Source organism: Amycolatopsis sp. WAC 01376 (assembly GCF_003947415.1).
In the GTDB taxonomy this organism is placed as follows: Bacteria; Actinomycetota; Actinomycetes; order Mycobacteriales; family Pseudonocardiaceae; genus Amycolatopsis.
This window is the reverse complement of record NZ_QHKL01000006.1, coordinates 590,545-609,209: the sequence shown is the minus strand read 5'-3', so window position 1 is coordinate 609,209 and position 18,665 is coordinate 590,545. Positions and strand designations below refer to the sequence as shown.

At 68.1% G+C, this 18,665-nt stretch carries 18 protein-coding genes and 1 riboswitch; of the genes, 3 read left to right on the top strand and 15 right to left on the bottom strand.

Translation table 11 applies throughout. The features are described 5' to 3' along the window. Positions 1-98 precede the first annotated feature (98 nt). The 3 genes from DMH03_RS29825 to DMH03_RS29815 are packed head-to-tail and all read right to left on the bottom strand — an operon-like array spanning position 99 to position 3,629. Positions 99-872, bottom strand: coding sequence for a hypothetical protein (locus DMH03_RS29825; protein WP_125795283.1), 774 nt, complete (start codon positions 870-872; stop codon positions 99-101). Beyond that, complete coding sequence (locus tag DMH03_RS29820) at positions 859-2,394, bottom strand: substrate-binding domain-containing protein (RefSeq protein ID WP_125795282.1); 1,536 nt, start codon at positions 2,392-2,394, stop codon at positions 859-861. Before DMH03_RS29820 ends, DMH03_RS29825 begins: the two co-directional genes overlap by 14 nt. Continuing rightward, entirely contained in the window at positions 2,391-3,629 is a 1,239-nt protein-coding gene (locus tag DMH03_RS29815; RefSeq protein ID WP_125795281.1) for a hypothetical protein, read from the bottom strand. The genes DMH03_RS29820 and DMH03_RS29815 overlap by 4 nt, the downstream gene beginning before the upstream one ends. A 171-nt stretch (positions 3,630-3,800) precedes the next feature. On the opposite strand from DMH03_RS29815, the gene DMH03_RS29810 reads away from it, so the two are divergent. Continuing rightward, a complete protein-coding gene (locus DMH03_RS29810; protein WP_125795280.1) occupies positions 3,801-5,456 on the top strand; it encodes a glutamate--tRNA ligase in 1,656 nt (551 codons plus the stop codon). Between the two features lie 372 nt (positions 5,457-5,828). Here the strand turns inward: DMH03_RS29810 and DMH03_RS29805 are convergent, their stop codons facing one another. Together DMH03_RS29805 and DMH03_RS29800 are read right to left on the bottom strand one after the other, a co-directional pair. Beyond that, entirely contained in the window at positions 5,829-6,542 is a 714-nt protein-coding gene (locus DMH03_RS29805) for a hypothetical protein (RefSeq protein WP_125795279.1), read from the bottom strand. 15 nt (positions 6,543-6,557) lie between these two features. Continuing rightward, positions 6,558-7,391 (bottom strand): hypothetical protein, encoded by an 834-nt coding sequence (locus tag DMH03_RS29800; RefSeq protein WP_233611710.1) that lies wholly within the window; start codon positions 7,389-7,391, stop codon positions 6,558-6,560. 232 nt (positions 7,392-7,623) lie between these two features. Between DMH03_RS29800 and DMH03_RS29795 the strand changes: the two genes are divergently transcribed. Beyond that, positions 7,624-7,848, top strand: coding sequence for a hypothetical protein (locus DMH03_RS29795; RefSeq protein ID WP_125795277.1), 225 nt, complete (start codon positions 7,624-7,626; stop codon positions 7,846-7,848). 4 nt (positions 7,849-7,852) lie between these two features. Here the strand turns inward: DMH03_RS29795 and DMH03_RS29790 are convergent, their stop codons facing one another. The 4 genes from DMH03_RS29790 to DMH03_RS29775 form a co-directional block, all read right to left on the bottom strand. Further along, entirely contained in the window at positions 7,853-8,086 is a 234-nt protein-coding gene (locus DMH03_RS29790) for a hypothetical protein (RefSeq protein WP_125795276.1), read from the bottom strand. A 140-nt stretch (positions 8,087-8,226) separates the two neighbouring features. Continuing rightward, positions 8,227-8,523, bottom strand: a complete 297-nt coding sequence (locus tag DMH03_RS29785) for a hypothetical protein (protein WP_125795275.1) — start codon at positions 8,521-8,523, stop codon at positions 8,227-8,229. 114 nt (positions 8,524-8,637) lie between these two features. After that, a complete protein-coding gene (locus DMH03_RS29780) occupies positions 8,638-9,228 on the bottom strand; it encodes a hypothetical protein (RefSeq protein WP_125795478.1) in 591 nt (196 codons plus the stop codon). A 63-nt stretch (positions 9,229-9,291) separates the two neighbouring features. Then, positions 9,292-9,948, bottom strand: a complete 657-nt coding sequence (locus tag DMH03_RS29775) for a TetR/AcrR family transcriptional regulator (RefSeq protein ID WP_125795274.1) — start codon at positions 9,946-9,948, stop codon at positions 9,292-9,294. 115 nt (positions 9,949-10,063) lie between these two features. Here DMH03_RS29775 and DMH03_RS29770 point away from each other — a divergent pair, with 115 nt between their 5' ends. Next, on the top strand, positions 10,064-10,681 hold the full coding sequence (locus DMH03_RS29770; RefSeq protein ID WP_125795273.1) for an SRPBCC family protein: 618 nt from the start codon (positions 10,064-10,066) through the stop codon (positions 10,679-10,681). 226 nt (positions 10,682-10,907) lie between these two features. Here DMH03_RS29770 and DMH03_RS29765 read toward each other — a convergent pair whose 3' ends face one another. The 6 genes from DMH03_RS29765 to DMH03_RS29740 are packed head-to-tail and all read right to left on the bottom strand — an operon-like array spanning position 10,908 to position 18,390. Continuing rightward, a complete protein-coding gene (locus tag DMH03_RS29765; protein ID WP_125795272.1) occupies positions 10,908-11,741 on the bottom strand; it encodes an ECF transporter S component in 834 nt (277 codons plus the stop codon). Next, positions 11,738-13,333: an ABC transporter ATP-binding protein gene (locus tag DMH03_RS29760; protein ID WP_125795271.1), complete on the bottom strand. Its 1,596-nt coding sequence runs from the start codon at positions 13,331-13,333 to the stop codon at positions 11,738-11,740. Before DMH03_RS29760 ends, DMH03_RS29765 begins: the two co-directional genes overlap by 4 nt. Continuing rightward, positions 13,330-14,442 carry an energy-coupling factor transporter transmembrane component T gene (locus DMH03_RS29755; RefSeq protein WP_125795270.1) on the bottom strand — a complete coding sequence of 371 codons (1,113 nt, stop codon included), beginning with the start codon at positions 14,440-14,442 and terminating at the stop codon, positions 13,330-13,332. Before DMH03_RS29755 ends, DMH03_RS29760 begins: the two co-directional genes overlap by 4 nt. After that, a complete protein-coding gene (locus DMH03_RS29750) occupies positions 14,442-15,371 on the bottom strand; it encodes an ABC transporter substrate-binding protein (RefSeq protein ID WP_125795269.1) in 930 nt (309 codons plus the stop codon). The genes DMH03_RS29755 and DMH03_RS29750 overlap by 1 nt, the downstream gene beginning before the upstream one ends. Further along, on the bottom strand, positions 15,368-15,946 hold the full coding sequence (locus DMH03_RS29745) for a flagellar hook-length control protein FliK (protein ID WP_125795268.1): 579 nt from the start codon (positions 15,944-15,946) through the stop codon (positions 15,368-15,370). Before DMH03_RS29745 ends, DMH03_RS29750 begins: the two co-directional genes overlap by 4 nt. Continuing rightward, complete coding sequence (locus DMH03_RS29740) at positions 15,943-18,390, bottom strand: hypothetical protein (RefSeq protein ID WP_125795267.1); 2,448 nt, start codon at positions 18,388-18,390, stop codon at positions 15,943-15,945. The genes DMH03_RS29745 and DMH03_RS29740 overlap by 4 nt, the downstream gene beginning before the upstream one ends. Positions 18,391-18,480: 90 nt before the next feature. Beyond that, positions 18,481-18,548, bottom strand: a riboswitch (cobalamin riboswitch). Positions 18,549-18,665: the final 117 nt, after the last annotated feature.

Here is an 18,665-nt window from a genome sequence, read left to right as displayed (position 1 = left end):
ACCCCCGTCGGCCGACAGTGCGAAGCGCTATGGACGGGGTGTGGCTTTCGACTGCTCCACTCGTGTCAACCGGGTGGCGCGAGTGGAGCAGCCGAGCGCTACTTGAAGATCGCGATCGGATGGACGACGAGTTCCCCGGTCTTGGGATCCCAGTCCTCGACCTTGCCGAGGCACCGCGCCCGGAACGCGCCAGCCGGGGCGGAGTCCCGCAGGTCGCTGGTCACACAGGTGAAGCGGATGCTCCTGCTCTTCGACGGATCGTCCGGGTTGCCGTACGGCGCGACGAAAACCGTCTCGGTGTCGGTCTGGGAGCGTTTACGGAACAGGCCCTTCACGGAAACGAACGCCTCGACGCCACGCAGCCGGGTCTGGAGCTGCCGGGTGCTTTCGGGACCGTCGGACCAGCCGAGTTCCTTCACCAGCGCGCGATTGTGGACGAGTTCCTGCTTCGCCAGATCGACGTGGATGATGTCGTGGTGCTTCTCCAGCACCTTCGTCACGATGCCGATCACCGTGATCGGTTCGGCCTTGCGGATGTACCGCCGGAACTCCTCATCGGTGTCCGTGCGCTCCGATTCCCCTCTGAGCGGACCGATACCGCCCGATCCCAAGAACCGCCAGCCCCGGCTTTTCCGTTTCTCCACCTCCTGTTCCAGCGCCTCGTTGTAGCGATGCAGCTGGTACAGACCCATCACGGATTTCGTGTGCAGGTAGAAGCCGATGCCCCGGACCATCCCCTGATCGCCGTCGGAACGCGCACGGCGCCAATGCCGTACGAAGACGACGATCGCGACGACGAAGGCGACCACGGTCAGCACCCAGACCGCGAGCCACAGTCCCCAGACTTCCCACCACAGATCATCGGCAGCCACGGATCTCCTTGAAGGCGTCGAGCAGGGATGTCGCGTTCGCGTCGACCATCCGGCCACCGGTGGCCACGGCCGCGCGATCCAGTTCGGCGGGATTCGCCTCGCCGAACCGGATCGTGTACGTGTGCACGCCGGGATCCCTTGGCGCGCGCAGGAATTCTTCGATACCGGGGCCGGTGTTGCTCTCCCCGTCGGTCATCAGCACGATCGAAACGCCGCTGCCGGGCTCGGCGCGGCGATGGGCACCGGCCTTCGCGTACGCCTCGCCGAGCGCGGACCAGACCGCCGTGTTGCCGTCGAACTCGTCGGCGGCGATGAAGGCCCGCAGCGCGCCGAGATCCTGCGGCCCGCCGATGGTGAACTCCTTGTCCCCCAGTATCTTCCCGCCGAAGCGGAGGACCGTGAGCCGCTCGCCGCGGTAGAAGCGGTCGAATCCGCCGTCCGGGCCGCCGCTCAGCCCGGCGAAGGTCGCCCGGAGCGCGGCGATCCGCGGCCCCTTCATCGAACCCGAGAAGTCGAGCACGAAGATCACGCGTCCGGGTGTCCGGCCGGCGGGGGCCGCGTAGTCGTCGAGCAGTTTGTCCACGACTGCCTGCTCGTCGGGGAAGTACAGCGAGTTCCCGATCGAGGCGGGCAGCCTCGGGTCGAGCGCCACCTCCCCGGCGATCGGCCGCCGGAGAGTCCGCTCCATCAGCTTCTTCTGTGTCGCCGGGCTTCTCAGCCAGGAGACGACCTTGTCGTACGCCTCCCGTTTGGCAGGGTCGAGCAGGAGGAGCGGGTAGTCGGACTGGACGATGCCGTCCCTCGGGTACACCAGCTCAAGTGGCGTCTTGAGCCGGCCGCTCGCGTTGAGGGTGAGCAAAGTGGACTCGTACCCGATGATCGCGTCCACGTCCTGGCGCTCGGCGAACCGGTCGGTCACCGCGGCCGACGTGTCCGCCGTGAGCGTGTGCCCGGTGCGGAAGCCCTGCAGCTTGTCGCATTTCACGTCCTGGAGCCGCAGTGCCGCTCCGGTGCCCGAGGCGGCCGTCGCCACTCCGACGAGTGAGGTGAGCCCGCTGGTCGACTTCGCCGGATCCGCCATCGCGAACCGGAACCCGCCGCCGGCCGCCGCGTCCGCGAGATCGGCCCACGAAAGCTTGCCGTCCGGTTTGCCGCGGCGCAGCTCCGCCGCCTTCGCCGGGGTGATCCCGACGATGACCGGCGACACCATGGTCTTGGTCGCGAGCGGCCGTTCCCCCTTGTCCGCGGACTGCCGGTACTTGAGCTGGAAATACCGGTCGGTGGAAAGCCAGGCGAGATCGTGTGCGGCCTTCCCCGGCGTGAGGGAAGTGGTCGCGTCGACGGTTCCCCGGAAATCCATTTCCAGTTCGATTCCCGTTTCCCCGCGAAGGTCGTCGAGAATCGGCCCGAGGTCGGCCAGTTCGGAACTGGCCAGCACGCGCAGTTTCACCTTCTGCCCGCCGCTCGTACAGGCGGCGACCACCAGGAGCAGGCAGCACAGGACCGCGAGGAGCCGCTTCACGGGCAGTCCCCGACGGTCTTGATCATCTCTTCCAGTACCGGATTGTCCGGTAGCGGCGTGGTGCTGTCGTCGTCCGCGACCTCCGGGGCGGTCAGCCCCTGTTCGCGCAGGAAGTCGTACAGCCGCGCGCTTTTCGTGGTGCCCGCAGGGGTCGCGACGCCGAAACCGAGCTCCATCGCGCGGCGTTGCAGCTCGGGATCGAAGGTGATCAGCTCGCCCAGCCGTTCCGCTTCCGGTTTCAGCGCCAGGAACTGCGGTTTCGTCAGGATGTTGTCCTTCGGGTACAGCAGGACCCGGTCGAGATCCGGCCGCCCGCTCTGCGCCTTGGCGCGCAACTGCATCGCGAGGTACTGATGCTCGTAGATGACGACGATCGGCTTGTCCCCTTCGGCGAGGTTCGCGTACGACTCGGACAGATCCGCCGATGGGAAGCCTTGCGCCGCCACGAGCGGTTTGACCCGTTCGGCCAGTGCCTTCGCGCTCGTCAGGTTCGGCGGCCCGGCGGGCGCGCCCGCCGGGCGCGGGTCGACGACCGGGACCTGACGGCCGTTCTCCAGGAACGCCAGCAAGATCAGGTACGTCGCGCCCGAGTTGGAGTCGCAGATGTTCGACGTCTGCGCGAGCACCCTGTTCCCGTTCTCCGCGCCGAACTCGCCGACGCCCAGTGAATCCCAGGTGCGCTCCTGCCGCATCGTCTGGATGAACTTCTCGGTGTCCAGCGTGTAGTACAGCGGATCCTGCTGTCCCGGCGGTTTCGTGGCGATCTTGTTGCTCTCCAGCGTTTCCGCGTAACGGCGATAGGTGGCGAGGACGATCGGGCTGGTGAACGGCTGCCGCGCGCTGCCCGTCCACTCGTTCGCCCTCGACCGCCGGACGAGACTCGCGGCCGGCTCGCCCGACATGAACACGAAGTCGTACTGGCTGAGGTCGTGGGTGGCGACGTCACGCGATCCCGCCCTGGTCACGTGGACGCGGATGCGGTGGCGCATCAGGATTTCCTGGACCTTCGCGTCCTCGAAGAGATCCGATTTGGAGCCCATCTTGCCGCGCAGGACCAGGGTCTGCTGGAACGGCACCACGATCGTCCCGCTCAGGAGCAGGGCGATCAGGCCGCTCACGGCCAGCGCGAACGCGGGCCCGAAAGTGCGGAGAAAACGACGGCGAAGAAAGAACGCCGAGGGTTTTGGTCGGATGGTGAGCTGGGGTTCTTCACGAAGCGAGCTATCGGTGGTCACCGATTTCCTCCCCGAATGTCCGGCAAGCCCATTTTACCGGGAGGCACCGACGGAAAAGCACGTCTCGATCCGGCTTCGGTACCCACCCTCACCAGGCCGGGAGGCCGGACGGTTAGGCTCTTCGGTGGCGAAAACCGCCATGCACCACGACGCCGGGAGATCTGAACCGCCATGCTGGACCGAGCAGTCATCGACGCCCTCTTCCCCGCCGACCTGCCCGAGCCCGAGCACTGGGAACAGCGTTACCCCGCCCGCGAGCTCCCCGAGGGCGCCATGGTCACCCGATTCGGCCCCTCGCCGACCGGGTTCGTGCACATCGGCGGCGTCTACGTCGCCACCATCGACCAGGACGTCGCCCGCCGCAGCGGCGGCCGCTACCTCGTCCGGGTCGAGGACACCGACCGCTCGCGCGAGGTCGAAGGCGCCATCGACCAGTTCGAGCGCGGCTTCGCCTACTTCGGCCTCGCCGCCGACGAGGACATCCACCGCGGCGGCGACTACGGCCCGTACCAGCAGTCCGAGCGCGAGCAGATCTACCTGACCTACGTCCGTCACCTGCTCCGCTCCGGCCGCGCGTACCTCGACTTCGCCACCAAGGACGAACTGGCGGCGATCACCGCCCGGCAGCAGGCGACGAAGCTGCCGACCGGCTACTACGGCTCGTGGGCCATCTGGCGCGACGCCGACCCCGCCGACGTCCAGGCCAAACTCGACGCCGGAGACCCGTACGTCGTCCGGTTCCGCGCGCCGGACGACACTGGCGCCCGCGCCCGGTTCACCGACGCCATCCGCGGCCCGCTGGAGGCCGAGGCCAACCGCAACGACGTCGTCATCCTCAAGAGCTCCGACCAGAGCCCGCGGCTGCCGACCTACCACTTCGCGCACGCCGTCGACGACCACCTCATGCGCGTCAACCTGGTCATCCGCGGCGACGAGTGGATCTCGTCGGTGCCCGTGCACCAGCAGCTGTTCGACGCGCTCGGCTTCGACCCGATCACCTACGCGCACATCGCCCCGCTGATGAAGCAGGAGGGCGGCAGCAAGCGCAAGCTGTCGAAGCGCAAGGACCCGGAAGCGAGCGTCGACTTCTACATCGAGTCCGGCTACCCCACCAAGGCCGTCCTCTACTACCTGCGCGGCCTCGCCAACGGCAGGCTCGCCGAAATGCCGCTCGACCAGGCCCTGGCCGAGCCGATCAACCTGGACGAATGCGGCGTCGCCGGCCCGCTGGTCGACCTGGTCAAACTCGACGACATCTCGGCCGACCACATCGCCACGCTGTCCGGCGCCGAGATCCTCGAAGAGGTCCGCGCCTGGGCGGAGCTGTTCGACCCCGAGCTGAAGACCGTCCTCGACGCCGAGCCGGACCTCGCGCTCCGCGCCCTCGCCGTCGAACGCGACGGCGCCGAGAACCCGCGCAAGGACCTGAAGAAGTGGAGCGAGTTCCGCGCCGTCTACGGCTTCTTCTTCCCGCAGCTGCACGCCGCCGTCGCGAGCCCCGACGACGAGCGGATCACCGCCCTCGGCGTCGACCGCGAGGTCGTCCAGGCCGTGGCGCGGGACTTCGTCGGCAGCTACCAGCAGCTCGACGACGGCCAGGAGTGGTTCCAGCAGATCCGCGAGGTCGCGGCGAAGCACGGCTTCGCGAAGAACGCCAAGGAGTTCAAGAAGAACCCCGAAGGCTTCCCCGGCTCCATTCGCGAGGCTTCGCAGATCATCCGGATCGCGATCACCGGCTCGACCCGGAGCCCGGACCTGCACTCGATCACGCAGGCGCTGGGCCGCGAGGAGACGCTGGGCCGGTTCGCCGGCCTCGTAGGCGAGTGACTCGTAACCGCGGTTTCGCGTGTCTGGACGGACGACACACGTGACCAGACGGACGACACACGTGATCGGGCGGACGACACGAGGCGGAACCCGGCCCCACGCGTGTCGTCCATCCAGACACGCGTGTCGTCCGTCTGATCACACGTGCCGTCCCCTCAGTCACGCGAGTCACGTCCCCAAGCACGACCGGCGCCGGGGTCACAGCTGCCCACGGTCACCAGGGATCACATCTGAAAGTAGCGAAAGCCTCTTTCCCTACCTTCACAGTAGGCAAGGAGGCCCTCACTACAGGAGAACGCCGTACTCAGCAGCGACACCGGCCCCGCGCCACGACACGTTCGACTTTCCCCTCAAGAGAACCGTCCTTACCGGTTACGAGGCGGGCAGGAACTGGTCGTAGAACGCCGTCTTGATCGCGACGACCGCCTGCTCCGTCTCCCGGAACCGCTCCCGCGCCTCGCTCGAGTCGATCAGCTGCACCAGCCGCAGCCCGAGCTGATCGGAATGCGTGAGCGAGAGCGGGGACGCGGCGGCGAGCGGGCGGGACTTCGCGTCGTGCACGTGGTGCGGGTAGTAGAAGACGGACCGGTCGCCGAGCACCGGACCGATCCGGCGCCACAGTTCGCCGTACTCGACGGAGACCAGCACCTCGCCCCAGAAGCGCAGAATGGTCAGCAGTTCGACGTCGGCGTACTTCGAGTCGCCCGCCGAGGCGATCAGCTCCATCGTGGTGTCGACGCAGGCCGTCGTGGCCAGTGACTTCCGCGACCGCACCAGCGCTTCCCGCGGGACGCCCAGCGCGAGGATGTCCGCCATCATGTCCTCGCGATGCGAAGGCGTATTGCCGGGCGAAGTGGTGTCCGGGTACTCCTCACGGACGATGACACGGGCGATCCGTTTGGACTGCTCGTCGGTGAGCAGGTCGATCGCCAGGTCGTAGGCCATGGTGAACGCCAGCGACAGGAAACGCCGCTGCAGCAGGACGGTCTGCAGACCCTCCTGCGACAGCTCGGTGACGCCGCGCAGCGCCGGGTGGTTCCGGAACCGTTCGATCAAACCGTCTTCGAACTCGTCGAGTTCGCGCATCACTTCACCTCTTGCTCAGAAACGGATCATGTCGATGCTTCGGTTCCAGTCGCCGAGGTCCACGTCGCGGCCGATGTCCCACAACGTGTCGAGCTCGCGCTGGATCTGTTCGCCGAGCACGGTGTCGTGCGTGCCCTCGATTTCGAACTGCGGCGAATCGATCGCCAGTTGGCCGTGCAGGAACATGCTGACCAGGTAGCGCCCGTCGGCCCGGTACACCGAGACCGAGGCCTGCGAGTTGAACACTCGCACCTTCAGGTTGGTCTGCCGCTTCGCCAGCCGCCGGTGCAGACGGGAGAGGGTCTCCAGGCACTCCCCGATCCCGGTGCTCACGAAGGTCTTGCCCGCGCCGTCGCTCCGGTCCAGTGCCGCTTCCCGCAGCCCCACGAGCATCGAATTCGGGTGCAGCAGCATGATCCGCACCTGGGCGCGCCGGTCGACGATCGCGGCTTCCAGTTCCTTTTCCAGGCGTTGCAGGTTGGGGATCCAGGTGTTCAGGATCGTCACCTGCTTGGCCTTCGCGATATGCGCGGCGAACTCGTCGTCCGGGAAGCGTTTGTGCACCTCGACCACACCGCCGTAGTGCGAACGGCGGCGGCTCGCGGCGATGGTGTCGATGTCGAGGCCGGCGAGGCGATCGCGGATGTCTTCCAGCGCGCGCAACGGGGTCAGCTCGATGAGCAGCACGACGACCACGCCGCTGACCATGATCAGGGTCAGCGTGCTGATGCCCTTCGGCGCCACTTTGTCCAGCAAGCCGAGCTGTTCCGCGATCCCGACCGCGAAGCCGACCACCGCCAACCCGCCGAGACTGAGCAATTCGAGCCAGCGACGCATTCTGCGGAGCATTCACCCTCCGGGATCCGGCAGCCTTGGCCCTTATGCTCCCACGATCTTCGACAGTGATTGTGATCGGGGTCACCACTTTGGCGCCTTGCCATTCTTTCTGCGGATTCATGCGAAAAATCGAATTCGACGCGGGAATCCGCGGTACGAAGGGCGCACGTCACAAAGCAGCCGTGAAACGCGCGGGCCCCGACAGACGACTTACCCGGTACGCAAGTACGGAAAGTTGTGGTCGATGAGCGCTGATCGTGTTGTCCAGCTGCGCTGGGAGTTCCGCCACGTGGCCGGCGACGGCCGCGCGGCGCTGTCCTACCCGGGGATCTCCGTGACCCGGAGCAGGTTGGGCGAGATCGTCGACCGTACTTGGCTACCGGTCGGGGAAGAACCCACCTTCGACGACGACGAGGCCTTGATCGCCGTGCTGCACGCCGCGTGGCGTTGGACCAGGCCGGCCGCGTAAGTCCTTACTCCTCGCCGGATTTGTACCGGCGCTGGAGCTCTTCTTCCTGTTCACGCGGCGACTTCTCCACCCAGCGCCCGTGGACGAGGTCGTTCTCCGTGTAGTCGGCACGCCGGGAAGCCCAGTCCGGCAACATGAACTTGCGGCTCCCGCCGCGTCCGCGATCGCGCAGATCGGTGAGAACGGCGATGCCGATCACCAGGACGAGTATCCCGAGCGCTATCCAGATTCCGACCATGTCCGCTCCCCCGCAGATGAAGTCGTTTCCGTCAGCTTAGCGCCGAACGACTCGTGAGCGGACATCCTTTTCGGGAAGTGCCGGAATGGAGCATGACGGTCTCCCCGATATCCATGGGATACCGGGGAGACCGGGGGCGGTCAGCCCCGGGCGTTCGGGTCGATCGCGTCGCCGGCGAGTCCGGTGGCGGCGTCACCGAGGGCACCGGTGGAGTCGACGACGCCCTGACCGGCCGCGGTGGCCGAGTCGACGGCGTCCTGGCCCGCGGCGGTGGCGTTCTCGGCGAGACCCTGGCCGGTCTCGGCCAGTCCACCGGCGGACTGGGTGACCTGGTCGGCGGCGCCGGAAAGGTCGACGCCGGTCAGTTCGCTGACCTTGTCGCCCGCGCCGCCAAGGAGTTCGGCGGCCTTTTCCTTCAGCGAGTCGAACAGGCTCATCTGGGGTACTCCTCGGATCGATCGTGCAGAGGCGGCTGAAGGTTCACCGTACAGGACAAATCGGTCACGGTGCGCCGCCCCCGCCGCTCCGGACAGGTGAATACCGCGAGGAATTCAGCGGCAGGGCGGCCGGTAGCGGTCGATCGAAAGACCACGGAAGTCGAGCTTGTTCGGGGTCTTGCCGACGAAGACCAGTCCTCGCGCTTCGGTCAGCGCCGAGGCGAAGGAGTAGCCGGGCGTACCCAGCTCGGGCAGCGTCGTCCACGCGTCGGCCTTGAAGCTGAAGAACTTCTTCACGATCTTCCCGCCGGTCGACGGCACCTTCGTGAGCCACTTGTCGCCGCCGCTCCAGTGCGAGGCCGGGCGCAGCTGGACATAGAGGTCGTCGGTCGCGCTGTAGGTCATCCAGAAACCGGCGGATTTCGAGAGATCCGCTTGCGCTTCGAACTGATTGCCCAGCCACACCACGACCACGTGCCATTCGGCGTTGAGGAAGGTCACCTTGGCCGCGTAACCGCCGCGTTCGCGGACGAGCAGACTGCCGGTCGGCGGAATCGTGGTTCCCTCACCGGAAGCGAGCCAGTGCTGCAACCGGTCGATCGAGGGGGTGGCGCATTCGCAGCCGTGCCGCGGCGGATGGCCGCCGGACGCGTTCGCGACGGCACCAGGGCCGATCAGCGAAGCCAGGAGCACCGACGCGATCACCGCGAACGTACGACCGAAAGGAACCCCGGATCCTTTGCGCATCCGCGGAAGTTAGCACAACGATCACGAGGATCGGGACGCTCCGGCGAGCAGATCGTCCAGCTCCGCGGCGAACAACAGGGCAGGGTCGAATCCCATCCCGTCGAAGTGCCCTGCCAGTTCGAGGGACAGGACACCGTGGAGCCGGGTCCAGAACGTCACGGCACGGCGGAGAACAGCGGACCGCACCGGCGAATCACCCGCCCATTCGCGATGGTCCTCGAGATGACTGTCGAACAGCGTCACCCGTCCGTCGTCCGGGCACGCGGCATGGACCTCGATCAGCGCGGCCATGATCTCGTTCGAGATCGCCGTCATGTCGCCCGGCGCGCGATAGCCGGGGATCGGAGTTCCGTAGACGAACAGGTATCGCTGGGGATCCGTCAGCGCCCATTCCCTGACGGCGTAGGCGACTTCGGCCACGCCACCGGACGCGGCGGCCGCCTGGACGGTGTCGGCGAGGCTTCGATAGGCGTCGCGGATGAGGTCCGTGACGAGGTCGTCGCGACTGGCGAAGTACCGGTACAGCGCCGGGCCGCTCATGCCGACGTGTTTGGCGATCGCGTTGAGGGACAACGCGGACACGCCCGCCGTGGCCAGCTGCTCCCACGCGTACCGCTTGATCTCCGCGCGCACCTGCGCCCGGTAACGCTCACGCGAGGTCTTCCCGTCCGTGTCCATCGACCCCTCCTTCCTGACGGTTAGAGGTTATCACTTTCCCTATTGACACTCACTCTGTCCTGATTATAGCTTCTAACTATCGCAAGACTAACTAAGCAGATGAAGGAGCAAGACCATGCCGGACACCAAGATCCGCCGCCGCACCGTCGCCGCGCTCCCCTTGGCGATCGGCCTCCTTGGCGGCGCCGTCACCCCCGCACAGGCCGCCACCCCCACTTCCCCGGCGCCGCTTTCCTGCCAGGGCAAGACCATCGACACGAAGGCCCCGATCCACTACCGCACCGAGACCCTGATCAACGCTCCCCTGAGCAAGATCTGGCGGCTTCAGACCGACGTCGAACGCTGGCCGTCGTGGCAGGAGCCGGTGCTGAGCAGCGAACGCCTGGACTGGGGCCCGCTCCGGAAGAACTCCCGGTTCCGCTGGACCACTCCGGCACCGCCCACGGCCACGACGCCCGCCACCACGTTGTCGATCACCTCGACCGTCCACCAGCTCCAGCGCGGCAAGTGCATCCGCTGGAGCGGGCCCGCGATCGGCGAGGGTCTCGGCATCGACAACGGCATCCACGTCTGGAACTTCACCGAGGTCAAGGGCGGTGTTCTCGTCCGCACCGAGGAGAACTGGTCCGGTGCCCAGGTCGAGGCCGACGTGCCCACCGCGACCAAATTCCTCGGCTGGGGCCTCGAAGCCTGGCTGAAGGACCTCAAAGCCACCGCCGAATCCCGCTGCTGACCCCCGCAAGTAGGTGACTAATTGCGGGGCACGGCAGCGTGGCGTGTTGCCTGGGTGTCGGCTCGCGCCGCGGTCTGATGCCCCCAATGTGGCATTGGGGACGCTGACCGTCCCCAATGCCACATTGGGGGCACGCCCGGCTTCCCAAGTCCTCAGCGAGGTGTTGTCAAAGTGGCTTTCGCAACCCAGCCAACCCCAGAGCACGACACGTTCGCCTTACGCCTCACTAATTGCGGGGCACGCTGTCGGTGAACGAGGGAATCACGCCGAAGGAGGCCTTCCGTGAAGCCCGGCGCAACGTCGCGAGCACGGCGGGTCCCAGCACCAGGATCGCCACCGCGTTGGTGATCGCGCGCCCCGTGTCCCATCCCGCGGTCGAAGTCAGCAGCGTGAACACGGCGAACCGGTGCAGGTTCTCCAGCACCGGGGCGCCGGGGACGTAGGAGATATGCCCGTCGTGGTACGGCACTTCGACGTCGGTGATGAACGGCCAGAACCACAGGTTCATCAGGAATCCGAACACGTACGCGACGAAGATCCCGAACACCACCAGCATCGCGATCTCGGCCTTGCCGGTGACGCGGCGTGGCAGCAGTCCCGCGCCCATCCCGATCCACGCCGAGCACATCATCTGGAACGGCAGCCACGGTCCCACCCCGGCGGTCAGCAGCGCCGAGGCGAACATCGAGGTACAGCCGAGCACGAAACCGAAGCCGGGCCCGAACACCCGCCCGGCCAGCACCAGCAGGAAGAACACGGTTTCGATACCCGCGGTCCCCGCGCCGAGAGGCCGCAGGGCCGCGTTCACCGCCGAAAGCACGCCGAGCATCGCGAGGGCTTTGGAATCCATGCCCCCTTCGGACATTTCGGCCAGCACGATGACGATCAGGATCGGCAGGATGCCGAGGAACACGAACGGCGCGTCCGTGCCGTGCTGCATCGACTGGGGTTCGACGCGGACCAGAAGCGGCCAGAGGAACATCATCAGCCCCGCGAGCGACGCGAGGCCGAGCACCGTCGCCGAGCGCGGCCCCAGCCGGACCGCGGGCGCCGTCTTCACGGGACCTCCTGCGGCAGCGCCGATCGGACCTCTTCGACGGTGAGCCAAGGCTCGCCGAGGATCTTGGCGATCTGCGTGGCGAACGCCGGGGAACCGCCGAGCACCTCGCCGGTCGGGCCGTCGGAGACGACCTCCCCTTCCGCCATCACGAGCACGCGGTGCGCGATCGTCGCGACGAACTCGACGTCGTGGGTGGCCACGACGACCGCCCTGCCCTCGGCGGTCAGCGACGCGATCATCCGCGCCAGCGCCGACTTCGCCGTGTAGTCGAGGCCGCGGGTCGGTTCGTCCAGCAGCATGATCCGCGGCGCGGCGGACAGCTGCACCGCGAGCACGAGCGCGAGCCGCTGGCCTTCCGAAAGGTCACGGGGATGCGACGCGGGATCGATGCCCGGAGCGAGCTTGTCGAGCAGATCCCGGCAATGCCCCGGCTCCGCACCCGATTCCGCGTCGGCCGCCTCGCATTCGGCGGCGACGGTCTGCAGGTACAGCAGGTCACTCGCGGTCTGCGGAACCATGCCGACGAGTGTGCGGGCCGCGGCACTGCTCAGCGTCTTCGGATCCTGGCCTTCGACGGTGACCTTGCCACCCTGCCGGGGGCCGGAGCCCTGCACCGCCCACAGCAGCGACGACTTGCCGGAACCGTTGCGCCCCATCATCGCCAGCACCTCGCCGGCGCGCAGGGTCAGGTCGACCTCCCGCACAGCGACCTTCGGCCCGTACCGCACGACGACCCCCGACGCGGTCAGCAACTCTTCGCCGTCGGTCGTGCTTCGCGCGGGCGGGGTGCCGAGGGACAGCGACGACGCGCGCCGCCGGGCGTCACGCACCGACATCGGCAGCGGATCCCAGCCCGCCAATCGTCCCAAGTGGACGATCGGCGGCGCGATGGGCATGTCCCGCAACACCTCCGGCGGTGTCCCGTCGATCACTCCCCCGGTGCCGGGGACATGGATCATCCGGTCCGCGAACGGGATCACGCGTTCCATCCGGTGCTCGGCCATCAGCACCGTCGTGCCGAGGTCCTCCACCAGCCTGGCCAGCGTCGCCAGCACCTCCTCGGCGGCGGTCGGGTCCAGCGCCGACGTCGGCTCGTCCAGCACCAGCACCTTCGGATGCGTGGTCAGCACCGAGCCGATCGCCACCCGTTGCTGCTGCCCGCCGGACAGCGTCCGCAGCGCGCGTCTGCGCAGCTCCGCGATGCCGAGGAGGTCGAGGGTCTCTTCCACCCGGCGGCGCATCACCTGCGGGCTCAGGCCGAGTTGCTCCATGCCGTACGCGAGTTCGTCCTCGACCGTGTCGGTGACGAAACCCGCGAGCGGGTCCTGGCCGACGACGCCGACCAGGTGCGCGAACTCGCGCGGCGGCCGGGATCGCGTCGTGACACCGTCGACGGAGACCGTTCCTTCGAGGTGTCCGCCGGTGAAATGCGGGACGAGACCGTTGATCGTGCCGAGCAGCGTCGACTTGCCCGCCCCCGTCCGGCCCGCGAACAGCACGAGTTCGCCTTCACCGATGGACAGGGTCACATCGGCCAGCACCGGTTCGGAGCGGCCGTGATAGGTGAACGAGACGTTCTTCAGTTCGATCATGCGTGCACTTCTTTTTCTAGTGCGGCGTAGGGAGGTTCGGGTACCGGGGTCAGGAAGGCGGGCAGCACGCCGATCAGGACTCCGAGCAGCGGCCCCCACGAAAGCGTCGGCCAGGACAGGTCGATCAACGACGGGTTCATGTTCATCGGGTTCACGCTGGACGTCACGAACAGGATCACCGCGACCCCGATTCCGCTGACCGCGACGAGGATTTCCGGCGGGTGCCAGCGATCCGGCCGGTAGCGCGTGCGCCGCACCCGCTTGCCCGCCGACCAGAACCCGATCAACCCGATCACCAGTCCCGCCGAAAGCACCGGTGCGGCGAGGTATCGGGGCGTCGAACCGTCCAAAGTGGCGTAAACGCCGACGCAGACGCCGATCAGGCCGACGATCATCAGCGTTCCCGTGATCAGCCTCGCCCGCGCCTCGACCAGTCCCGCGCGGCCGTAGCCGCGAGAGTCCATCGACGCGGCGAGTTGCAGTGAACGGGAAAGCGCGTCCTCCAGCACCGGGATGAGGACGGTGTGCAGGACCTTCACCTTCTTCTTGCCCGAGCCGCCGCGCAGCTTGCGTGCCCGCCGGACCCGCAGCACGCTTTCGGCGAGCTGAGGGAACACCGACAGTGCGACGATCACCGCCGTGCCCACCTCGTACAACGCCGGCGGCATCGCCTTGAGCAGCCGTTTCGGGTTCGCGAGCGCGTTGGCCGCGCCGAGGCAGATCACCATCGCCGCCAGCCGCATCCCGTCGTAGAGCCCGCCAAGCAACGATTCCGCGGACACGTCGCCGAAGAGCCGGATCCCCGCCGCCCATTCCGGCAGCGGGATCTCGGGCAGCCGCAGGAGGATCGTGGAACCCTCGGCGCCGCCGAACACGACACGGAAGAACACGCGGATCGCGACGATGAACGCGCCGAGGTACAGGTAGAGCCGGAAGGCCAGCGCCCACGGCGCTTCACTGCGCCGGGCGACGACGACGTACCCCGCGACGGCCACGATGGTCAGCAGCAGCCACGGGTTCGTCGTGCGGGTCGCCGCGACGGCGAGCCCCAGCGCCCACACCCACCAGGCGGCCGGATGCAGGTCGCGCGGCAGGAAGTAGGACGTCATCAAACTCCTTGTGCGCGTTTACGTCTGCGTGCCACCAGGAATCCTGCCACGCACAACGCCAGTACCGCGCCGCCGGCGGCCCAGGGCGCCCAGTCGCTGGCTCCGGACTCGCGTTCGATCACCGCGTTGACGTCCTCGGCGTTCTCGCCCCCGGTGAACGCGACGTTCGACGACGGGTCCTTCGCCTTCGGCCTCGCCGACGCGCTCGAACGCGGCTTCGGCGGCGGGAGCGCGCCGGAACTCGGCCCCGCGGCGGTGGCTTCCCCCGCGCCCGGCTCCGCACCAGCCGTCGGTCGCGGACCGTCGGCCTGACCGTTCCCGGGCTGCGGCCGCTGCCGCTCACCGGGGTCTCCGGTGACCGGTTTGGCCTCCTCGCGCGGCACGCACGGCCGGCCTTCGGTACCCGGCCGCACCGCGGCGATCCGCGGGACCGGATTGTTGTCGGTCGTGGCGTTCAAGGAGAACGACCAGCCTTCGAAACCGCCGGGGATGAAGTCACGGTTCTTGACGCCCCACTGGCTGTAGTCCCACGCGCAGTTGTTCGAAGCGTTCCAGTAGGACCAATAGGCCTGCGCCGGGGGCGTGTCGACACACTGCTCCCGGTACTTGTCGTGGCCGGTGACCGGCAGGTTCTCGGCCGCCGAAGGGCGGTTCTCGATCCGGCAGACGAACGACTCGCCCCAGCGCTGCACCCCGGCGATCTGGAAACCGGCGCCCTTGACCGCGTCCAGCCCGGTGCCGCGGGTGGTCTGCGGATTGCAGCGCACGATGGTCGTGCCGCCGAGCCGCTGGAAGTCGACCACCACGGTGACCCCGTTGCCGTCCTTGCAGAAACCGGGATATCCCTTGCTCTGGTCGACGGCGTGCGCGGACGGCGCCGTGGCGGCGATCAGGAAGATCGCCGCCACCGCGAAAAGAACCCTCCTCACGGGATGGCCGGGTTCCTCGGCGTGACACCGGGCGGCGGGTTGGTGGCCGCCGACTTGTTCAGCGAGAACGACCAGCCCTCGAAGCCGCCGGGGGTCACGTTCCGGTTGACGGCGCCGGAGGTGCTGTAGGTCCAGGTCGAGCCGGAACCGTTCGCATGCCAGTAACCCCAGTACGCGCCGGTGGGCGGAGTGGTGACGCACGCCTCCTTGTAGCTGGGGTTGGCCGACAGCGGGAGGGTCTCCGTCGCGGACGGGCGGCCTTCCACGCGGCAGACGAAAGCGAGCCCCCAGCGTGCGGTGCCGGCGACCGCGATTCCCGCGTCCTGCAAGGCCTTGATGCCCGTGCGGGCGGTACCCGGCGCGACGTTGGGCGAGCAGCGGGTGATCGTCGGCGCGGCGGTCCCGCCGTTGCCGTCCAGTTCCTGGAAGTCGACCACGACGGTGACCCCGGTGAGCGCGTCGGCGCCGGTGCAGATCCCGGCGTAGCCCTTGGTGGTGTCGACCGCGTTCGCGGGTGCGGCGGAAAGCCCGATCAGTCCGATGAGGACGGATGTCACGGCCAGCATTCTCTTCATGGTGTTGCCCCCTTTTTCTTGGTGTAACGGCGAAGTACGAAAACCAGTGCGAGCACGGTGAGCAGCAGCAGGACGGCCAGCCCGGCGAGCCCCCAGATCAGCCATGACGGCGGGGAGCCGGACTGCTCCGCGGCCAGCACCGGTGCGGCGGACGGATTCGCCTCGGTCAGCGGCAGCCGGATCGCGGGCGAGAGCGGCGAATCCGCCGCGTTGAGCCAAGATCGGCCCGCGACTCCTTGCGCGGCGGCCAGACTGGTCGGGAAATCGGTCTCCCCGGCGGATCCCTTGGCCAAACCGCCATCGGGCTGGACCAGTTCGCCCAGTGATCGCGCGGTTCCGCTCGCGTCGAATCCGGCGGTCTGCCGCGCGGCGGCGACGGCGGCGCTCAGCGCGACGTCCGGCTCGCCGCCCTCTCCGGTGACCATGCCCTCGCCGGTCGGCCGGACGCCGAGCGCGCCCACCGCGGAGACGAACGCCGACACGCGCCGCTCGCTCCAGCCGTCCGGGCGCCTGGTCGAGGGCGCGGCGTCGGTGTGCGGACGGGCGGCCAGCGCGGTGACCGCGGCGGCGGTCGCGGCGAGGTCACCGGAACCGCACTCCACGGTGTCGAGGTGCTTCGGGAAGGTTCCGTCGGCGCACTGGCGCGAAAGGAGCAGTTCGACCGCCGGACCAGGATCGGCGGCGGTGGCGAGCACCGCCCAAGCGTGCCGCTCCACGGTCTCGTCGGCGTCGGCGAACGATCCGGTGTCGGTGAACTTGCCGTCGACGCCACGCAGCTTCACCAGATCGGCGCGCAACTGCCCGGCGATGTCCGCCTTGGCGAATTCGGCGACGAGCACGAGTTTCGCGAGCGGTCCGGCATACGATGCCTCGCCCTGCTCGTACGGCGCGCCGTGGGCATAAGCCTGTACGGCTTCCGGCTTCACCAGGAACTGCGACGCGCGGGCGACCGAGTCCGGCTGCTGGTCCAGCGCTCGCAGGGCCAGCACCACGTCGGCGGTGGCGTCGTAGTCGACGTAGGTCTTGCCGTCCTCGGTCACCTCGACGTGGTCACCGTCGGTGAGCCGGTTCGCCAGGTAGGCGCCGAGGCGGGCGGCCGGTGTCGCCGTGTCCGGAGTGGTGATCGCCGTCGATGTCCGCACCCGGACGCCGGTGGACGTCCCTGCTTTCTTGGGTTTGGGCGGCGGCGTCACCGACGTCGTGATGGTGGTCGTCGTCGTCGCGGGAGCCGGGACGCTGCTGGCCGGCGGCTGAGTTTTGCCCTTCGCGAGCGAGTAGAAGCCGATCTGGGACAACCCGAGCGAAGCCTGGGCACCCGCACGGATCCAGGTGTCGACCCCGCTGATACCCGAGGTACGCGCGGCCTCGTAGGAAGCCGGGTCGTAGGCGATCGCGCCGAGTTCGCCCGCGAGCTTGGTGCCGGAGTCGGCGGCGTTCGCCTGCGCGGATTTGAGATACCGCACCCCCTTGTCCACCGCCGCCTCCGCGCCACCCGCGTCGGCGAGCGCCTTGACGATCATTCCGGTGCTGTTGGTGTTCGGCGCCTCGGTGCTGGCGCCACCACCCCAGCCGCCACCGGCAGTCTGGTTCGCCTTGAGCCAGGAGACGGTCTTGGCGATCGGGGCGTCGAGTCCGGTCGCGCCGGCCTTCCGTGCGGCCAGCAGCGCCGAGAGCCCGAGACCGGTGGCGTCGCCGTCGGTCGGGGAAAGGTCGAGCGGTTTGCCTTCGTCGCAGGTCGAAACCTTATCGCCGCCCGGGGTCACGTGGTCCCCGGTCTCGTTCGTCGGGATGTATTTGAACAAGAGGCGGAAGTAGCCCTCGGAACACTGCTGGGTCAGCAACCTGTCGATGGCGATCCGGTCGTTCTCGCCGGCCGCGGCAAGGCCGATGACGCCGAGCGCCTGGCCGAACGAGTTCGCGTCGTTGTTCACCGCGCCGGTGCGCTCCGGATCTTTGGAGTAATCGCTGATCCGGCCCTTGTCGGGGCCGTTGCGCATGATCGCGGCATGGGTCTCGGCTACCAGGTCGTACCCGTCGACATTTCGCGGGTCGCGGCCGGAAACCTGGGCGGCGACCAGCGTCTTCGCCAGCGCGCCGCCGACGACGACCTTGTCGTATCCGGCACCGGGAACCAGTCCGTCCCAGGTGAAGTAGTCGGTGGCGTGGCCTTCGTCGTCCAGGAACTTCATGATCGGCTCGGCCTTCGCGCCGTCACCCGACGCGTACAGCGCGAAAAGCACGTCGAGCATCAGGCCGTGGTCGGGCAGCGCGCCACCGGAGGGGTTCTCGAGCGTGCCGTCCGGCTTCAGCTTCGTCGCGAGCCAGCGGGAATTCGCCTTCGCGGCACCGGGATCGTTCGCGGCGGTGGCCGTCCCGGTGAGCAGCGCGGCGATCACACCGACACTGACGGCGAACGCCACTGCGGCGAGGGACCGGCGGCGCATGACTCCTCCTTGCGGCATGACGGAGGACAGGCGTGAGACGCCGCAGTCACCCCTGTTTATCGCGACAGTGGTTCGTTCATCCGCCCGTTCGGTATCCCGGCTCGCCCTGGTGAAGGGCCCACGGTTGCGCGACAGCGCCGGATTTCGACCGGCTTCCCCGTCACGGGCGGCGGTATTCGGTTGTCGAGCCAGCCGAGGTTAACACCCGATCACCACCGGCAGGCACCGCTGACCAGGTCGGTCGCCAGGATCACATCGGCTCTTCGCGCCCGGCG